This is a genomic window from Ligilactobacillus sp. Marseille-Q7487, assembly GCF_949152225.1.
Taxonomy (GTDB): domain Bacteria; phylum Bacillota; class Bacilli; order Lactobacillales; family Lactobacillaceae; genus Ligilactobacillus.
Window position 1 is genome coordinate 1,346,990 of record NZ_CASCJC010000001.1, and the last position, 15,511, is coordinate 1,362,500.

Here is a 15,511-nt window from a genome sequence, read left to right on the forward strand (position 1 = left end):
ATGCGCCGCCGTTGACAGTCCCGCCCGTCTTTGCTGATGGGCAATCAAGGCGGGAAAGCCCTAAAATGGCTTCCCGCCCATTTCAATCTTGAGAGAAGAAACGCTCCAAAATCAGAAAGAGAGCGGTAAATCTGAATTGCGAGGGAGAATGTAGATGAATCAAGGAAGAATTATTGTGATTACAGGTTCGCCGGGAACAGGAAAGACAACAACTGCGTCGATTGTCGCAAAAGAATCGAACATGGATAAATCTGTGCATATGCACACAGACGACTTTTTTCATTAGGCTCTGTCACAACAAATGGTTGATTTTTGACGAGAAATAGCGTATAATAATAGTAAGAAACAGTACCACCGAAGGAGGTAATTGGATATGCCTACTATCAAAGACGCATTAGATATTATCGGTAAGTTGACTGTCGCAGAGCAGGAAAGCCTTAAAACAATGCTTTTAAGTCCTGCCTTTGTAAAGTCTTTGAATATTGAAGATTTCGTAGCAAAGGAACGCTTTGCAAATGGTCGTGTATGCCCTCTTTGTGGCTGTATCCATGTGGTTCGCAATGGTCATCGTAAAGATGGCACACAGCGATATGTATGTAAGGATTGTGGCAAGTCCTTCGTGATTGCTACGAACTCCATTGTGTCTGGTACAAGAAAAGACTTGTCCGTGTGGGAGCAGTACATTGATTGTATGATGAATGGCTTATCCATTCGTAAGACTGCTGTTGCTTGTGGGATTCACAGAAACACCGCATTCCTTTGGAGACACAAGATTTTGGATGCACTTCAGAATATGGCAGACGATGTTACCCTTGACGGCATTATTGAGGCTGACGAAACTTTTTTCGCCATCTCGTACAAGGGCAATCATAGCAAGAGTAAGACATTTGCTATGCCACGCAAGGCTCATAAGCGTGGTCATTCTACACATATCAGAGGCTTGTCCCAAGAAAAGGTATGTGTTCCTTGTGCGGTTAATAGGAATGGCTTGTCTATCTCCAAGATTACGAATACTGGTAGAGTTTCTACAAGAGATTTACATCATATTTATGATGGTAGGATTAAGACCAATTCCACTCTTGTTACGGACAAGATGAACTCCTATGTGAGATTTACAAATGCCAATGGTATTGACCTTGTGCAGTTAAAGACTGGCAAAGCCAAGAAAGGCATTTATAATATCCAACATATCAATAGCTACCATAGCCAGCTAAAGAGGTTTATGCGTGGCTTTAACGGTGTTTCTACCAAGTATCTGAACAACTATCTTGTGTGGAATAACCTTGTAAATTACGCCAAAGAAAGCGACATGGAGAAAAGGAACATCTTCTTAACTTTCGTTTTGGCAACATTGAAAACTGCTAAATGCATAGATTTATCAAACAGACCAGCAGTTCCTCTGGTCGCCTAATTAGAATTTGTGGAGATGATAAGATGGTCAATATAACAGATGTAAAACAGATTCTTCAATTTGCAATAGATGCGGAGATTAAAGTCTTTCTTGATGGTGGCTGGGGTGTAGATGCTCTTCTTGGATATCAGTCAAGAGCCCATAATGATATTGACATTTTTGTAGAAAAGATCGATTATCAGAACTTTATAGAAATAATGAAAGCTAATGGCTTTTATGAGATTAAGATGGAATATACAACATTGAACCATACTGTATGGGAAGATTTGAAAAACAGAATTATTGATTTGCATTGTTTTGAATATACGGACGAAGGTGAAATTCTTTATGATGGGGATTGTTTTCCGGTAGAAACTTTTTCGGGTAAAGGAAGAATTGAGGAAATAGAGGTTTCCTGTATTGAACCATATAGTCAAGTAATGTTCCATCTGGGATACGAGTTTGATGAAAATGATGCACATGATGTGAAGTTATTGTGTGAGACACTTCATATCGAAATTCCAAATGAGTATAGATAACTGCAAATAACAGTTTGTAGGGGAGTTCTGATACTCCCCTATAAAAATGGCTATTTATCAACTGTTTGTTGTGACATAGCCTTTCATTATTTAAGCAAAGGAGCAATACCGCCGCATTTACCAGAGTCCAACGAACAAAATTTAGTTGTCATTGAAGCCTTTTTAGAAGCTGCAAAGCGCTATGCCCGCGGCGGATATGATGTAATTGTAGATGGAATTGTCGGGCCGTGGTTTTTAGAACCATGGAGAGCCCTTGTTCGAGAAGATTATGAAGTACACTATATTGTTTTAAGAGCCAGTAAAGAAGAAACTATGAAACGAGCTGTGGAACGTTCAAAATTAGACAGAAAAACAAATGTTGAATTAGTAGAAACAATGTGGGAGCAATTTTGTAATTTGGGGATATATGAATCGAATGTTATAGAAACGACAACCTATTCTATCCAAGAGGCTGTTTTTGCAGTAAAAGAAAAAATTTCAAGTGGAGCCGCATTGCTATCTTAAACGATTTCTAAAAATCGAAATTTCATTTATCAGAGAAATAGCAAAGCCAGTTAACGGTCAAGATGAACGGCGCATTTCATGCGCCGCCGTTGACCGTTCCGTCTGGCTTTGCTGATGGGCAATCAAGGCGGGAAAGCCCTAAAATGGCTTCCCGCCCATTTCAATTATGAGAAAAGAAACACTCCAAAATCAGAAAGAGAGCGGCCAAGCACTTTGAGGGATTGGTCGCCTTGTTCACCCATTCAGCGGAACGGCGGGTGGCGGTCAAGGCCGGGTGTAAGCCCGTTCATTTCAGCCTTGACGGTTGCCCGCTGTCCTGTTACTTTTCCGGGAGTGTAGCCACAACTTCGGGACACTTTGTCCACAAGTCGGAGCGTAGGACGAGGGACGGGGGCTTTCATATACGCCCAGTCTGCTGTTGAAACCAGACCTGTGCTTACGGCTCTACGCCACGCAAGCACAGCCCTGTTTTCCTGCCGCTCCAAATGCCCTTGCCCTCCCCGGCGGCAACGGCATTTTCACGGCAACGCCGACAGAGCGTATAACACACTACACTTTGCTTCGCAAAGTCGTGTGCCAAATGGGGGCGTTGCCCCCTTTGGAAACCCCCACAAGAAAAGGCGGTACGCTACCCCTCCACGGGGCGCATACCGCCTTTTCTTGTTATCCAGCCCTCCGGCTGTATCGGTTGAGCAAAAGTCAGCGTGGGATTGATGTGGTATCTTTATCTAAGTGAACCCCCTTGTTCCCACTTGGATACTGATTGTCTGCTGACCTCTAATTTAGCGGCCAAATCTTCTTGTGACCAATTTTTTTTGCTTTTCTTAATTGAGCGCTAAGATCATGTAATCACCTCCGTTTTTATGACCCCGTTATAGAAAAAAATGTAGTTGCATACTACCAACTCTACTTATAATCATGTCAACGAGTGATTGCATCTAGCTGTTTTTATGACGATTAACTATAATATCTCATTTTTATTATCTAATTTTCTATAAAGCCCAGGCAAAAAGTCTGCTTGGCTCTTTGAACTTGTCCATCAACTAACAGGCTTATTTCAATAAATTTTAAATGTCTAATTAATAAATGACTATTTTAAAACTAACTTTCCATGACAGCGTGCACAGACATAACGTTTCACATCTACTTGTCGCTTGCGCCAATAAACTTGTTGGCATTTTTGACAAACATATTGTAACTGTGGCTGATTTTCCTTTAATGTCGGTGCGTATCTTAATCCCTCAACTTGTTTTAAGAGTTGTTTAAAATCGGCATCGCAATGGCGATAACCTCGTTTCAAAAGATGTAGATGATAGTGACACAATTCATGTTTAATAATACCATCCAAAGTTTCTAATCCGTGTTCAGCTAACATTTTGGAATTAAATTCTAAATTATGTGTCTGTAATAAGTATCTTCCTCCTGAACTACGCAAACGTTTATTAAAGGTAGCTTGATGTAAAAAGGGACGTTTGAAGAATTGCTGTGAAATTTGTTCAACTCGTTGTTGTAATTGGGCTTGTTGCATACTTAATCTAACCTCTTTAAAGTTACCCTATTAAATTTTGTAAAAATAGCAAAATTACCATCTCCACTTGCTTTGACACTACCCTTTAGCAAGTTATCTCCCTTTTTTTGGAGATTTTCCAAAATTAAAGCATCGTCACTTATCTTATCATTTTTACTCCAACTCAATGTTAAAACATTTTTCTTCAATTCATAAACTAGATTTTTCCCAGCTATTTCTTGTGCTTGATAAGCTTTTGCAAACTTATCTTCATTTCTAAAAATCTTAGTATTTTCCTTAAATGAAGTCAAAATAACTTGATGTTGCTTATCTTTTGCAAAAATTAAGTATAATTGATCGCTATCATCTAAAGTCATTTGATAGGCTTGCCCTGAAACATTTGTGATTGGCGTATGTTGTTTCCAAAAAAATCCACATACTAGCATTAAAACTAGGATTATACCACTAAACACTAACTTCTTTTTCATCTTAATCCCCTCCATTATAGACAAATTTTTCTACTATCTTTATTTTACTCCTGATTATCTCAAATTCCTATTTCAACGTTTTTTCATAAAGAAAAAAACCGTTTCTACTAAAAAAGTAAAAACGGTCCTTTTTTACATCACTTTACGCACAATTTTTTGCACATGATTGCTGATTGCATCCATCGCATTTGATTGTTCTTCTTCAGCTTGATCAAACATCTCTTTATCAATACTTTGTGCTTGATAATCAATACTTGCTTGCATTTTATCACAACCAGCCACAAAATTTTTATAACTACTTACAAGTAATTTGTGTGGTCCTAAAATTTGCACAGGTGCAGCTACATTAGTAAGCTTAGTCAAGTTTTCATGATATAACTCTAAGCCTTTAGTAAACTCAGCATTTGTCTTTTCGTATTGTTCAGCCGTCAGCTTCGTTCCTTCGTCTAAGAACTTGCGTAAGGCTTCAAAATAATCATTTAAGCTAGCTCCCATTTCTTCAGTGCTATCTAAAACGCTTGATAAAACTTGCATGTAATAACCCATGTTTGCTTTCTTTTTCATCTGTAACTTCCCTTCGTCATAAAAAATTATTTCCAAAATTCATCATAAACCGTAATTGGTAAATGTCGCTTGTGTTGTGTCTTAAGATACCAACTTTCAATTTTTTCAGCGGCTTGCTTAGCAACTTCTTTACCTTCTAGGTAATCATCAATCTGATCATAAGTAACGCCTAATGCTACTTCATCTGGTAAAGCTGGTCGGTTTTCTTCTAAATCTGCTGTAGGTGTCTTTTGATACAAATGTTTCGGTGCTCCTAAATATTGTAACATCATCCGTCCTTGCCGTTTATTCAAACGCCATAATGGTGTAATATCAGCTCCACCATCACCAAATTTTGTGTAAAAACCAGTAATCGCTTCTGCAGCATGGTCTGTTCCAATCACTGCTCCACTGCAAGCTCCAGCAATTGCATATTGCGCAATCATCCGTTGTCTAGCCTTGATATTTCCCTTATTAAAGTCACTGATTGTCACGTCATTTGCTTCCACCGCTAAGACCATTTGATCACTAGATGCTTGAATATTGACTCTCATTGTCTGATCTGCTTGCATAAAAGCAATTGCATCTAGAGCATCTTGTTCATCAGCTTGTTGGCCATATGGTAAACGCACTGCAATAAATTGATAACTTGCATCATTTGTTTCTTCACGTAATTCTGTAATCGCTAATTGAGCTAATTTACCGGCTAAAGTTGAATCTTGACCACCAGAAATCCCTAAGACTAATGATTTTAAAAACGGATGCTTTTTTAAATATTCCTTCATAAAATCAATTGATCGTCTAATTTCGACTTGTGGATCAATTGTTTCTTTAACACATAATGTTTCAATGATTTCCTTTTGTAATGGCCGCATTTTTTGTCCCCCTATCGACTGTGATGTCCTAATTGATGACGAATATCATGCAATAATTGCATCTTATTATCGTAGCATGCTTTGGATAAGTCAACTGGATAGTCTTGTGGATTTAAATCACGTTTATATTCTTCCCACAAGCTGTCAAGCTTTTCATGTGCATACTGTTTAATTTCTTGAATCGTTGGTAAATCATAAACTAACTTACCTTCAACAAAGATATCTTGTAAGATTGGTCGAGCATTAAAGTCAGTAACCGTCTTATTGATATACGTATAGTGTGGATGGAACATATATAAAGAATCTTCTTTACGTGGATCTTCATTCCATAAAGCAATATAATCACCTTCTGATTTACCATCAATCTTTTTAGTGATTCGCCATACTTGTTTTCTACCCGGTGTTGAAACCTTTTCAGCATTGCTAGAAATCTTGATTGTATCTTCCATTTGACCTTGATCATTTTCAATAGCAACCATCTTGTAAACAGCACCTAATGCTGGTTGATCATAAGCGGTAATCAATTTAGTACCGACACCCCAAACACTAATTTTTGCTCCTTGCATTTTCAAGTTCATGATAGTTTTTTCATCTAGGTCGTTGGAGGCATAAATTTTAGCTGAAGTAAAACCAGCTTCATCCAATTGTTCACGCACTCGTTTGGAAATATAAGCCATATCCCCAGAATCAATTCGTACACCTAAGAAATTAATCTTATCACCCATTTCTTTAGCAACCTTGATTGCATTTGGTACACCTGAACGTAAGGTATCATAAGTATCAACTAAAAAGACACAATCTTTATGTGTTTTTGCATAAGCCATGAATGCATCATAATCATTACGATATGCTTGAACTAACGAATGAGCATGTGTTCCGGTTGCTGGAATGCCAAAAATTTTAGCAGCGCGCACATTACTTGTTGCATCAAATCCACCAATATAAGCAGCACGTGTGCCCCATAAAGCTGCATCAAATTCTTGTGCTCTACGTGTTCCAAATTCCATTAAAGCATCATCACCTACGACTGAGCGAATACGTGCGGCTTTAGTAGCAATCAAGGTTTGATAATTGACAATATTTAAAATTGCAGTTTCAACTAATTGACAATCAACCAAAGACCCTTCAACTTGCAAGATTGGTTCGTTATTAAAAACAACTTCACCTTCAACTGCTGAGCGAATCGTTGCTGTAAACTTGAAATTACGCAAGTATTCAATAAAATCATCCGGATAGCCAGCCACATCTTTAAGATATGCCAAGTCTGTTGCAGTAAATTTTAAATCCTGAATATATTTAATCACACGCTCTAGACCAGCAAAAATCGCGTATCCATTATCAAATGGCAATTTTCTAAAATAAACTTCAAAAATTGCTTTTTTTTGATCGATACCTTCTAACCAATATGTTTGCATCATATTGATTTGATAAGCATCTGTATGCAATGTATAACTATCATCTGGAAATGTTTGTACCATAATTTTTCCCTCTTAAGTCATTATATATTTACTATATAAAATAGTTATCCTCTCCATTTTAACACTTCTAGTATATTAAGTCTTGTAAAATCTTTAATCTTTTGCATAGTTTGCCTTTATAACTCACTATGGTAGTATAATTATAGTAAATTAATCTGAAAGTAGGCTTCCAAATGAGCAAACCATTTGCAACCGTCAATGTTTTAGGACTTGATTTTATCAATACAACTAATCAAGCCTTTCTTGAACAGTTAAAAAAAGACTGTCAAACAAAAAATAATCGCTTCATCGTAACGGCTAACCCTGAAATCGTCTTAGCCGCTAAAAATGATCTCCATTATGCTTTAGCACTCAAAACAGCTGATTACATCACTCCTGATGGAATTGGCATCATTAAAGGCGCAAAGATTTTAAAAACACCTTTACCCGAAAGAATCACTGGTTTTGACACCTTATGTGCACTCCTTGAATTTGCCAGCCAAACCAAGAAAAAAATTTTTTTACTAGGTGCTAAACCAAATGTCATTAAACAAGCTGTTGAAAATGTAGCTACTAACTATCCTGGAGCAATTATTTGTGGTTATCATGATGGTTATTTTAAAGATGAACAAGCTGTCGTTAACCAAATTAAAAATGCTAACCCGGATATGGTTTTTGTTGCTTTAGGATTTCCTAAACAAGAATACTTTATCAAAAACCACCGCCAAGTTGCCCCAGCTTTATGGATGGGTGTTGGCGGAAGTTTCGATGTTTTGGCTGGGGTTGCTAAACGTGCCCCGCAGTTTTGGATTAATCTCCATTTAGAATGGTTTTATCGTCTTTTAAAAGAACCTAGCCGTTTCATTCGAATGTTGGCCTTACCTAAGTATTTGTTATTAGTCTATCGTAAACGTTTCTTAAATAAATAAAAAACTAGGAGTTTAAAGCTCCTAGCTATAATTTTTTAGGACTGGTAGAATTTCTATCGGTCCTAATTTTTTTGTAAAAAAATAGATATATAAAAACATTTTTTAGCATAACACTTGGAAGAAAATTTTTAGATAATCTGTGTAAAATAAAAAGCCCTCTCTACTAAAAAACAGTAAGGAGAGCTTCTAAAGCAAAGTTAATAACTTTATTTTGAGCGACTACTTTATTAATTCGATTTAACAAAAAGTCTTTTTAACGTTCTAGATAAAATTCAAAACGATCACCAACATATTGAGTCCGTACATATTCAAAAGGACGATCATCTTTTAGCCAAGTTACTTGCCGTAAGCGTAAAATCGCTGAACCACGTTTAATATCTAAATAATCAGCAATACGTTCTGAAGCACACGTTGCTGTTACCGTTTGTTGAGCTTTTCCAATTAAAATACCATGCTCTTCTAAAGTCCGATAAAGCGAACTAGTTATTTGTTCTCTTTGATAGTCTTTAATCAAGTCATACGGAACTGTAGCGACCTCAAAACAAATCGGCACATCATCAGCAAAACGGATTCGTTCCATACGTAAAACCTTTTGTTCATCACTTAATTGTAATTTTTCGCTTTCACTCATTGAAGGAGTAGTGATTAGATATGAAACCGTCCGACTTGAAGGCATTTTACCTTGCGCTTCAGTAATCTCAGTAAAACTCGTAACTCCTGACATTTTTTCTTGAACTTTTTGACGCGAAACAAATGTCCCTGAACCTACGTGGCGTTCTAAGATTCCTTCTTCAACCAGCGTTTGAATCGCTTGACGTAAAGTCATGCGGCTGACACCAAATTGTGCTGAAAGTTCCCTTTCAGAAGGAATTCGGTCCCCGACAGCCCATTTCCCTGCTTCAATCTTTTTTTTGATTTCATTATGAATCTGAATATAGATTGGAGATCCCATCTAATCACCTTCCCTTTTTATTTACTATTTTTTGAAAAGGCGACCAAAGCTATAAGTTGCTTCTAAGTTCATATCCTTATCAAAAATGTTTAAATCGGCATCTTTACCGACTGCAAGGCTACCCTTGCTAGTTAGATTAAATTCGCGTGCTTGGTTAACAGAAGACATTAATACAGCTTCTTGAATACCACAGCCTGTAAATTTCATAATGTTAACAAAAGCATCTTTGAATTGTAAAACAGACCCTGCTAACGTCCCATTTTCAAGACGAGCTTGTTTGTCTTTAACAATAACTTTTTGACCACCTAATTCAGAAATTCCTTCAGGCATCCCTTTAGCACGCATTGCATCTGTAATCAATTCGATTCTTTCTGGTCCCTTTAATTTATAAGCCAATTTAATCATATCTGGACATACATGGAAACCGTCAGAAATTAATTCACAATAAATATTATCTTCTAACAAGACATGTCCTGTTACACCTGGTTCACGATGTTTAAATTCACGTTGTGCATTATATAAATGAGTTACATGACTTGCCTTTGAATTTTTCATTTCTTCTCTAGTTGCATTACTGTGTCCTACAGAAGGTACAATCCCATGTTCAACACAATATTGTTCAAATTCAGGTGATGTTTTGTGTTCTGGAGCATAGGTTACAACCTTAATCAAATTACCGGAAAGTTCGTTCCAGCGTGCAAATACATCAACTTCAGGTGCTTTGATATATTCTTCCGGTTGAGCTCCCTTAAAGATTGGTGAAACAAATGGTCCTTCTAAATGAATTCCTTGAATTACAGGATTCATTTCAGCTGCCTTTCTTGCAGCAACCAAGGCTTTTTCAATGTTTTCATATGATTGAGTCATGGTTGTAGGAAAATAAGTTGTTACCCCTTCTGTTACCATGTCGTTAACCATTTCATTGATTTTTTCGGGATCGGCATCCATCGTGTCAAAGCCATAGCCGCCATGACAATGAACGTCGATAAAACCAGGAACGATAATCTTACCTTGAGCATCAATAACTTGTTGATCGCTCGCTTGTGCTTTATATTCACTAACTGGTCCAATTGCTTCGATTTGTTTATCGAAACGAATATACCCATCTGTAATTTTTTCTTCTCCTGTATAAATAACTGCGTGTTTAATGACAGTACTCATAACTAATCCCACCTTTAATGATATACCTTTACTATAATCGGTATAGACCAAAAAAGCAAGCAGTTTCAAGACAAATTAACAGATTTATCTCATTTTGTTTGAACGCTTTGATCTTTAGCAATTGTAGCATCAATTCCTTTAACCACAGCAGTCATAAAGCCAGCTTCTTGCATCGCTAATAAACCTGCAATCGTCGTGCCTCCAGGAGAACAAACATCATCTACTAATTCCATGGGCGTTTTAGAACTAGCTAAAACTTTCTTGGCACTACCTAACACAGCTTGTGCACTAATTTTAGTTGCCTCTTTCTTAGTTAAACCATATTTAACTCCAGTTCTAGCCATAGCATCGATATAAAAATAAACATAAGCAGGTGAACTTCCCGCTAACGCCACAAATGTACTAAAATCTTTTTCAGGTAATTCTACAGTTTGTCCGATACTAGCAAGAAGTTCTTGGCATTTTTGGTAATTAGTAGCACTTAATTTATCATTACCTACCAAAGCCGTCATCCCAGCTGCAATCTCTACATTAACATTTGGCATAATTCGTAAAATTTCAAGTTCATCGCTGGCTAACACACTTTTAATTTCAGCTAAGCTTACACCTGTTACCATCGAAACCACAACTGGCTTTTTTTGCTTAACGACATCTTTAATTTCAAGTAAGACATCTTTTAATACAATTGGCTTAATCGCTAAAAATAAAATATCAGCTTGTTTAACTACCTCTTGATTGCTTACACAAGCGTTCAAACCTAACTTTGCAGCATATGGTTGATAACTTTCTTTATGTGCACTATGTACATAAATATCTTTTGGCATTACAGTCTGTTGTTGTTGCCAGCCTGCAATAATTGCTCGTGCCATATTACCGACACCTATAAAACCTACTTTCATCTGTTTCCTCCGTTCAAATTGAGCTAATCCAATTATACCTGTTTATGTAACTTAACGCCATTTGTTTATTTTAATTGGCTTACTGATTATAGACCATTAAAATTTATATGAGCACAAAAAAACCTGTATCGCACAGATACAGGCTCAGACTGGGGTAGCTGGATTCGAACCAGCGCATGAGGGAGTCAAAGTCCCTTGCCTTACCGCTTGGCTATACCCCAATGGTGGAAGGGAGTGGATTCGAACCACCGAACCCGAAGGAGCGGATTTACAGTCCGCCGCGTTTAGCCACTTCGCTACCCTTCCATTTCCTTACGTCAGCTCTTATCGCAGCTGACTTAATTATTCTACACAGAATCGCACCAATAATCAAGTACTTTTTTAAATTTTTTTGACTTTAACACAAAAAAATTTGAATACAAAAAAATCTGGCCTTTTTTAGCCAGATTTTTTACTATTTAATACCTTCCATCAGCTTTTCAATTCGTGGAATAAAGAAGATTAAAATAATCCCAAAAATAACTGTCATACCACCTACAACACCATAGTATAAGACTTCTGTTTCAGGGGTATATAAACGTACAATTTGAGCATTAATAGCTTGGGCTACCGCATCACCTAAGAACCAAAGACTCATCATTTGAGCTTGGAAAATTTTTGGTGCTAATTTAGTTGTTACGGATAAACCAATTGGTGAAATCAACATTTCACCAATAATAACCAATGCCCAACTCATTGTTAACCATAAAGGACTAACACGGGTATCTGTTCCAAAAAGTAAGCCCGGTAACATCATCCATAAAAATGATGCACCTGCAAAAAACAATCCCAAAGAAAACTTCTTAGGTGAAGATGGTTGGCGTGTTCCTAACTTAGTCCACAACCAAGCAAAAAATGGAACATAAAGCATGATAAACAATGGGTTTAAACTTTGGAACCAACTAGATGGGAAAGCTTTACCAAAGATGCTTAAACGCGTTTGGTCTTGCGCAAATATCGCTAATACAACTGAGCCTTGTTCTTCAATTGCCCAAAACATAATTGAAGCAACAAACAATGGAACATACGCCCACACACGCGAACGTTCTACCTTAGTAATCTTTTTACTACCTAAAATTCTAATGAAGTAATATAACGGAATAATAACAGCAATAATCGTCAACAATGTAATAATGTTTTCGATATTTAATGCGTTAAACAATCCCATAATCGTCAAGATTAAAACTAAAGCAATCACAGCTATGACTGTCTTTTGTACTAAGCTTTTAACTTCATGTGGTTCAATTGGATCACTTGGATATAAACTTGAAGTAGATAAATATTTTTTACCATCGATTACATATTGAACTAATCCAAAAAACATTCCGATTGCAGCTAACGAAAAGCCTAAATGGAAATTAACTTCTTGGCCTAAATAACCTACAATATATGGCGCGATAAAAGCACCTAGGTTAATTCCAAAAACAAAAATACTAAATCCTGAATCTCTTCTTGGATCATTTTCAGAATACAAACTTCCGACCATTTCTGAAACATTTGGCTTCAATAAACCTGTCCCAAAAACAATTAAAGCAATCGATACAAACAAAGCAGTTTTTCCAAATGGTGTTGCTAAGACAATATGTCCTAACATAATTAAAACCCCACCGATAAAAACTGTCTTACGACTGCCTAAAATACGGTCACTAATAAATCCACCTAAGACACTAGAAAGATATACCATCGAACCATAAATTGACATAATCGAAGCAGCCGTTGCTTTATCAAATCCCAAGCCTCCGTCTGCTACCGAATAATACATGTAAAATAATAGAATGGCACGCATCCCATAATAACTAAATCTTTCCCACATTTCAGTGAAGAAAAGTGTCGACAATCCACGTGGATGTCCTAAAAATGCGGCGTCCTTATCTTTGCCACTCATAATAATTAAACCCCTCCAATTAATTCTAAAAAAACAGTTATGCATCTAATTATAATTTCATTTGCAATTTAGGTCAATAAAACTACCTGATTTTAGCTTTTAAAAACCCAACTATCCAATTAAATACATTTAATTTTTGAGTAAATCATTAACCATAGAAACTTAAAAATATTATTTTTCAACATTAAAATAAAAAGAAGAGGGGCTGGGAAAAAAGAACCAGTCTGGACATAAAAATAGCTGATTGAATTTCTAAAAATGAAATTTGATCAGCTATTTTTCTATTATGTCTATTTTGGGTTCGTTTTTTTAGGGATTTTATCCCTCTTTTTTGGAATAAATGCCATAATTTTGATATGTTAATCGCCAGAAGTAGTAATCCTAATTCATTTCGAACTGCTTTTTCACCTCTAACATGAACTCGGCGCACACCAATTTTTTGACGTGAGTCTTTTTTCTATTGAAACTGAGTTTTTTCCCAGCTCCACCTTCTTGGTGTCTTAGCTTAATTTATTTTACGATGAAAATAACGATAAATACCAAAGATTCCCACAAGAACAACTAAAATTGCACCAACATACGTCAATACAACGTTATTATGTTCACCCGTTTGTGGCAATTTTGCTTGTGTTTTATTTTCTTGCTTAGTTGTTTGAGCTTTAGTATAAACATAAGTTACTTCTTGATTTTCTGTTCCAAAAATTCCTTTTTCGCTTCCAATAACTTTTTGGAAGTGATAGCCATCGATTTTTTTAGCACTTAATTGATAATTTTCTCCCATCTTACCATGTAAAATCATATCATCTGCTAATTTATTGCCATTTGTATCTTGGAAATGAACTGTAATCGTCCCAGTTAATTCATTAAGTTGGGTATTTAGAGCTGTTGTTTTGGCAGTTACATCATCTTGTGTATAACTTTTAGTAGCAATTGTTTGTGCTAAAGCCTCTGTTGCTGCTTGTAATTGTTGTAATCCACCAACTTTTGCCTTACTTTGCTTAGCCAAAATAGCTTGTGCTTGGTCTAGACTAGCATATGCTGGTTGTAAATCAATTTGACTCAATTGATTTTCTAAAACAGGATCATACGTTGCGTTAATTGCTTGATCATAGCTATAACCTAAAACAACTGCATTTACATCTAATAAGTTTGTAGCTTCATCAACTTTTTGATTTAACAACTTGAGTTCTTGTGCATCCAAATCCTTAGCATAAGAAATCCGTTGTAACTGATGTTTAGCTAATTGTTTAGCACTATCTAATGACCAGCCATTAACTTCTAAAATCGCTGTTTTGGTCCACAAAAGATTTGATGGTGAAATTGTATTGATATCTGGTTCATCATAAGTCTTACCATCACGATCTAAAGCATATAAAAACATCCCTGATAAGTTATTTTGTTTTACATAGTTTGCCACTTTAAAAATGTTGGATGTTTCGTAAGGAAGTTTGGTATCATACCAACGATTATGGTCTTGTTCTTCAGGAAAAGCTAGACCTGGCATAAACTTATTTTTGGAAATATATGGTGCATAATCACTAACAGCCTTAGCAGTCCGTTTTTCATCACTACCATATTGTTGATAAGCTAATTGATCAAAACAATCACTAACGTTTTTAAATGGATCAACATTAGAACCATTTGTATCATATAAAAATAATGTTCCGTTATTTGCTTTTGGTCCAAGATATTTTGATAAAGCTTTAATTACTCCATCTGAAAGTTTAATTTGATCAGAACTAGGAGTTGTTTCCATATCGATATCTAGTCCATCTAATCCCCATGGCTTCATAAGTTCATTGATTAACTGTTGTGCATATGCATCAAACTCTGCTTCAGTTGGAAAATCTCCTGCATGTGGAACAGCTAATAATTTAGAATAATCAAAACCACGAATTAATTTAACTCCACGGGCATGTAAGTTTGGTGCATAATCTGTCTTTAACTTATCAAAAAATGGTTGTGCTTGAGCTTCTTGACCTTCTGGAACATAACTAAATACATTAACGATATTTATCCCATATGGAATATCATCCATTGTAATCCAGTTTTTATCTGGCAATGAAGTATTTACTCCTTGCATTTCCTTATCACGCCAAGCACGATAATAAACTAAAAAGTTTTTATTAATCGTTTCAGCTGCTTGAACCTTAGGTGACATTGCTAAATTGCTCTCTATTAAACCACCTAACACTAAACCACTTACCGCTAAAGCCTTAACAAGTTTAGACATTTTTTTGAGTGCATACTGCAACCCCCCTCTTTTTTAATACCAAAATTATAAAATGAAACCGCTTACTTAACAATATAAAATACATTTTTGACGATAATTTCTTGATATCT

14 protein-coding genes, 2 tRNA genes and 2 pseudogenes are annotated in these 15,511 nt (G+C 36.2%); 5 read left to right on the top strand and 13 right to left on the bottom strand.

Annotated elements, in window-relative coordinates; translation table 11 throughout:
• Positions 1-154 precede the first annotated feature (154 nt).
• The 4 genes and pseudogenes from QM017_RS06730 to QM017_RS06745 form a co-directional block, all read left to right on the top strand.
• Positions 155-283, top strand: a pseudogene (locus QM017_RS06730) (zeta toxin family protein); the annotation flags it as partial.
• A gap of 90 nt (positions 284-373) precedes the next feature.
• Positions 374-1,411 (top strand): IS1595-like element ISSag10 family transposase, encoded by a 1,038-nt coding sequence (locus QM017_RS06735; protein ID WP_282709216.1) that lies wholly within the window; start codon positions 374-376, stop codon positions 1,409-1,411.
• A 23-nt stretch (positions 1,412-1,434) separates the two neighbouring features.
• The gene (gene lnu(C), locus QM017_RS06740) at positions 1,435-1,929 is read left to right on the top strand and encodes a lincosamide nucleotidyltransferase Lnu(C) (protein ID WP_058962568.1); all 495 of its coding nucleotides are present in this window, start codon (positions 1,435-1,437) and stop codon (positions 1,927-1,929) included.
• Positions 1,930-2,010: 81 nt separating this feature from the next.
• A pseudogene (locus tag QM017_RS06745) lies at positions 2,011-2,433 on the top strand (chloramphenicol phosphotransferase CPT family protein); the annotation flags it as partial.
• Between the two features lie 724 nt (positions 2,434-3,157).
• Here QM017_RS06745 and QM017_RS06750 read toward each other — a convergent pair.
• The 6 genes from QM017_RS06750 to QM017_RS06775 form a co-directional block, all read right to left on the bottom strand.
• Complete coding sequence (locus QM017_RS06750) at positions 3,158-3,262, bottom strand: helix-turn-helix transcriptional regulator (protein WP_282709572.1); 105 nt, start codon at positions 3,260-3,262, stop codon at positions 3,158-3,160.
• A 261-nt stretch (positions 3,263-3,523) separates the two neighbouring features.
• The gene (locus tag QM017_RS06755) at positions 3,524-3,961 is read right to left on the bottom strand and encodes a SprT family protein (protein WP_178197941.1); all 438 of its coding nucleotides are present in this window, start codon (positions 3,959-3,961) and stop codon (positions 3,524-3,526) included.
• A 2-nt stretch (positions 3,962-3,963) separates the two neighbouring features.
• Positions 3,964-4,428, bottom strand: a complete 465-nt coding sequence (locus tag QM017_RS06760) for a hypothetical protein (RefSeq protein ID WP_282709217.1) — start codon at positions 4,426-4,428, stop codon at positions 3,964-3,966.
• Between the two features lie 132 nt (positions 4,429-4,560).
• Positions 4,561-4,992 (bottom strand): hypothetical protein, encoded by a 432-nt coding sequence (locus tag QM017_RS06765; protein WP_178197943.1) that lies wholly within the window; start codon positions 4,990-4,992, stop codon positions 4,561-4,563.
• Positions 4,993-5,018: 26 nt separating this feature from the next.
• On the bottom strand, positions 5,019-5,846 hold the full coding sequence (gene nadE, locus QM017_RS06770) for an ammonia-dependent NAD(+) synthetase (RefSeq protein ID WP_178197944.1): 828 nt from the start codon (positions 5,844-5,846) through the stop codon (positions 5,019-5,021).
• 11 nt (positions 5,847-5,857) lie between these two features.
• Entirely contained in the window at positions 5,858-7,324 is a 1,467-nt protein-coding gene (locus QM017_RS06775; RefSeq protein ID WP_178197945.1) for a nicotinate phosphoribosyltransferase, read from the bottom strand.
• A gap of 173 nt (positions 7,325-7,497) precedes the next feature.
• Here QM017_RS06775 and QM017_RS06780 point away from each other — a divergent pair, with 173 nt between their 5' ends.
• Positions 7,498-8,232, top strand: coding sequence for a WecB/TagA/CpsF family glycosyltransferase (locus QM017_RS06780; protein WP_282709218.1), 735 nt, complete (start codon positions 7,498-7,500; stop codon positions 8,230-8,232).
• A gap of 253 nt (positions 8,233-8,485) precedes the next feature.
• On the opposite strand, the gene QM017_RS06785 is transcribed toward QM017_RS06780, so the two are convergent.
• The 7 genes from QM017_RS06785 to QM017_RS06815 form a co-directional block, all read right to left on the bottom strand.
• Positions 8,486-9,184, bottom strand: coding sequence for a GntR family transcriptional regulator (locus QM017_RS06785; protein WP_282709219.1), 699 nt, complete (start codon positions 9,182-9,184; stop codon positions 8,486-8,488).
• A gap of 24 nt (positions 9,185-9,208) precedes the next feature.
• Positions 9,209-10,345: an N-acetylglucosamine-6-phosphate deacetylase gene (gene nagA / locus QM017_RS06790; RefSeq protein WP_178197948.1), complete on the bottom strand. Its 1,137-nt coding sequence runs from the start codon at positions 10,343-10,345 to the stop codon at positions 9,209-9,211.
• A gap of 89 nt (positions 10,346-10,434) precedes the next feature.
• Positions 10,435-11,244 carry a pyrroline-5-carboxylate reductase gene (gene proC, locus QM017_RS06795; RefSeq protein ID WP_282709220.1) on the bottom strand — a complete coding sequence of 270 codons (810 nt, stop codon included), beginning with the start codon at positions 11,242-11,244 and terminating at the stop codon, positions 10,435-10,437.
• 149 nt (positions 11,245-11,393) lie between these two features.
• Positions 11,394-11,465 (bottom strand) — tRNA-Gln (locus QM017_RS06800).
• A gap of 1 nt (position 11,466) precedes the next feature.
• Positions 11,467-11,550: transfer RNA gene (locus tag QM017_RS06805), tRNA-Tyr, on the bottom strand.
• Between the two features lie 148 nt (positions 11,551-11,698).
• Complete coding sequence (locus tag QM017_RS06810; RefSeq protein ID WP_282709221.1) at positions 11,699-13,168, bottom strand: peptide MFS transporter; 1,470 nt, start codon at positions 13,166-13,168, stop codon at positions 11,699-11,701.
• Between the two features lie 505 nt (positions 13,169-13,673).
• Positions 13,674-15,401, bottom strand: coding sequence for a MucBP domain-containing protein (locus QM017_RS06815; protein WP_282709222.1), 1,728 nt, complete (start codon positions 15,399-15,401; stop codon positions 13,674-13,676).
• Between the last annotated feature and the right edge of the window lie 110 nt (positions 15,402-15,511).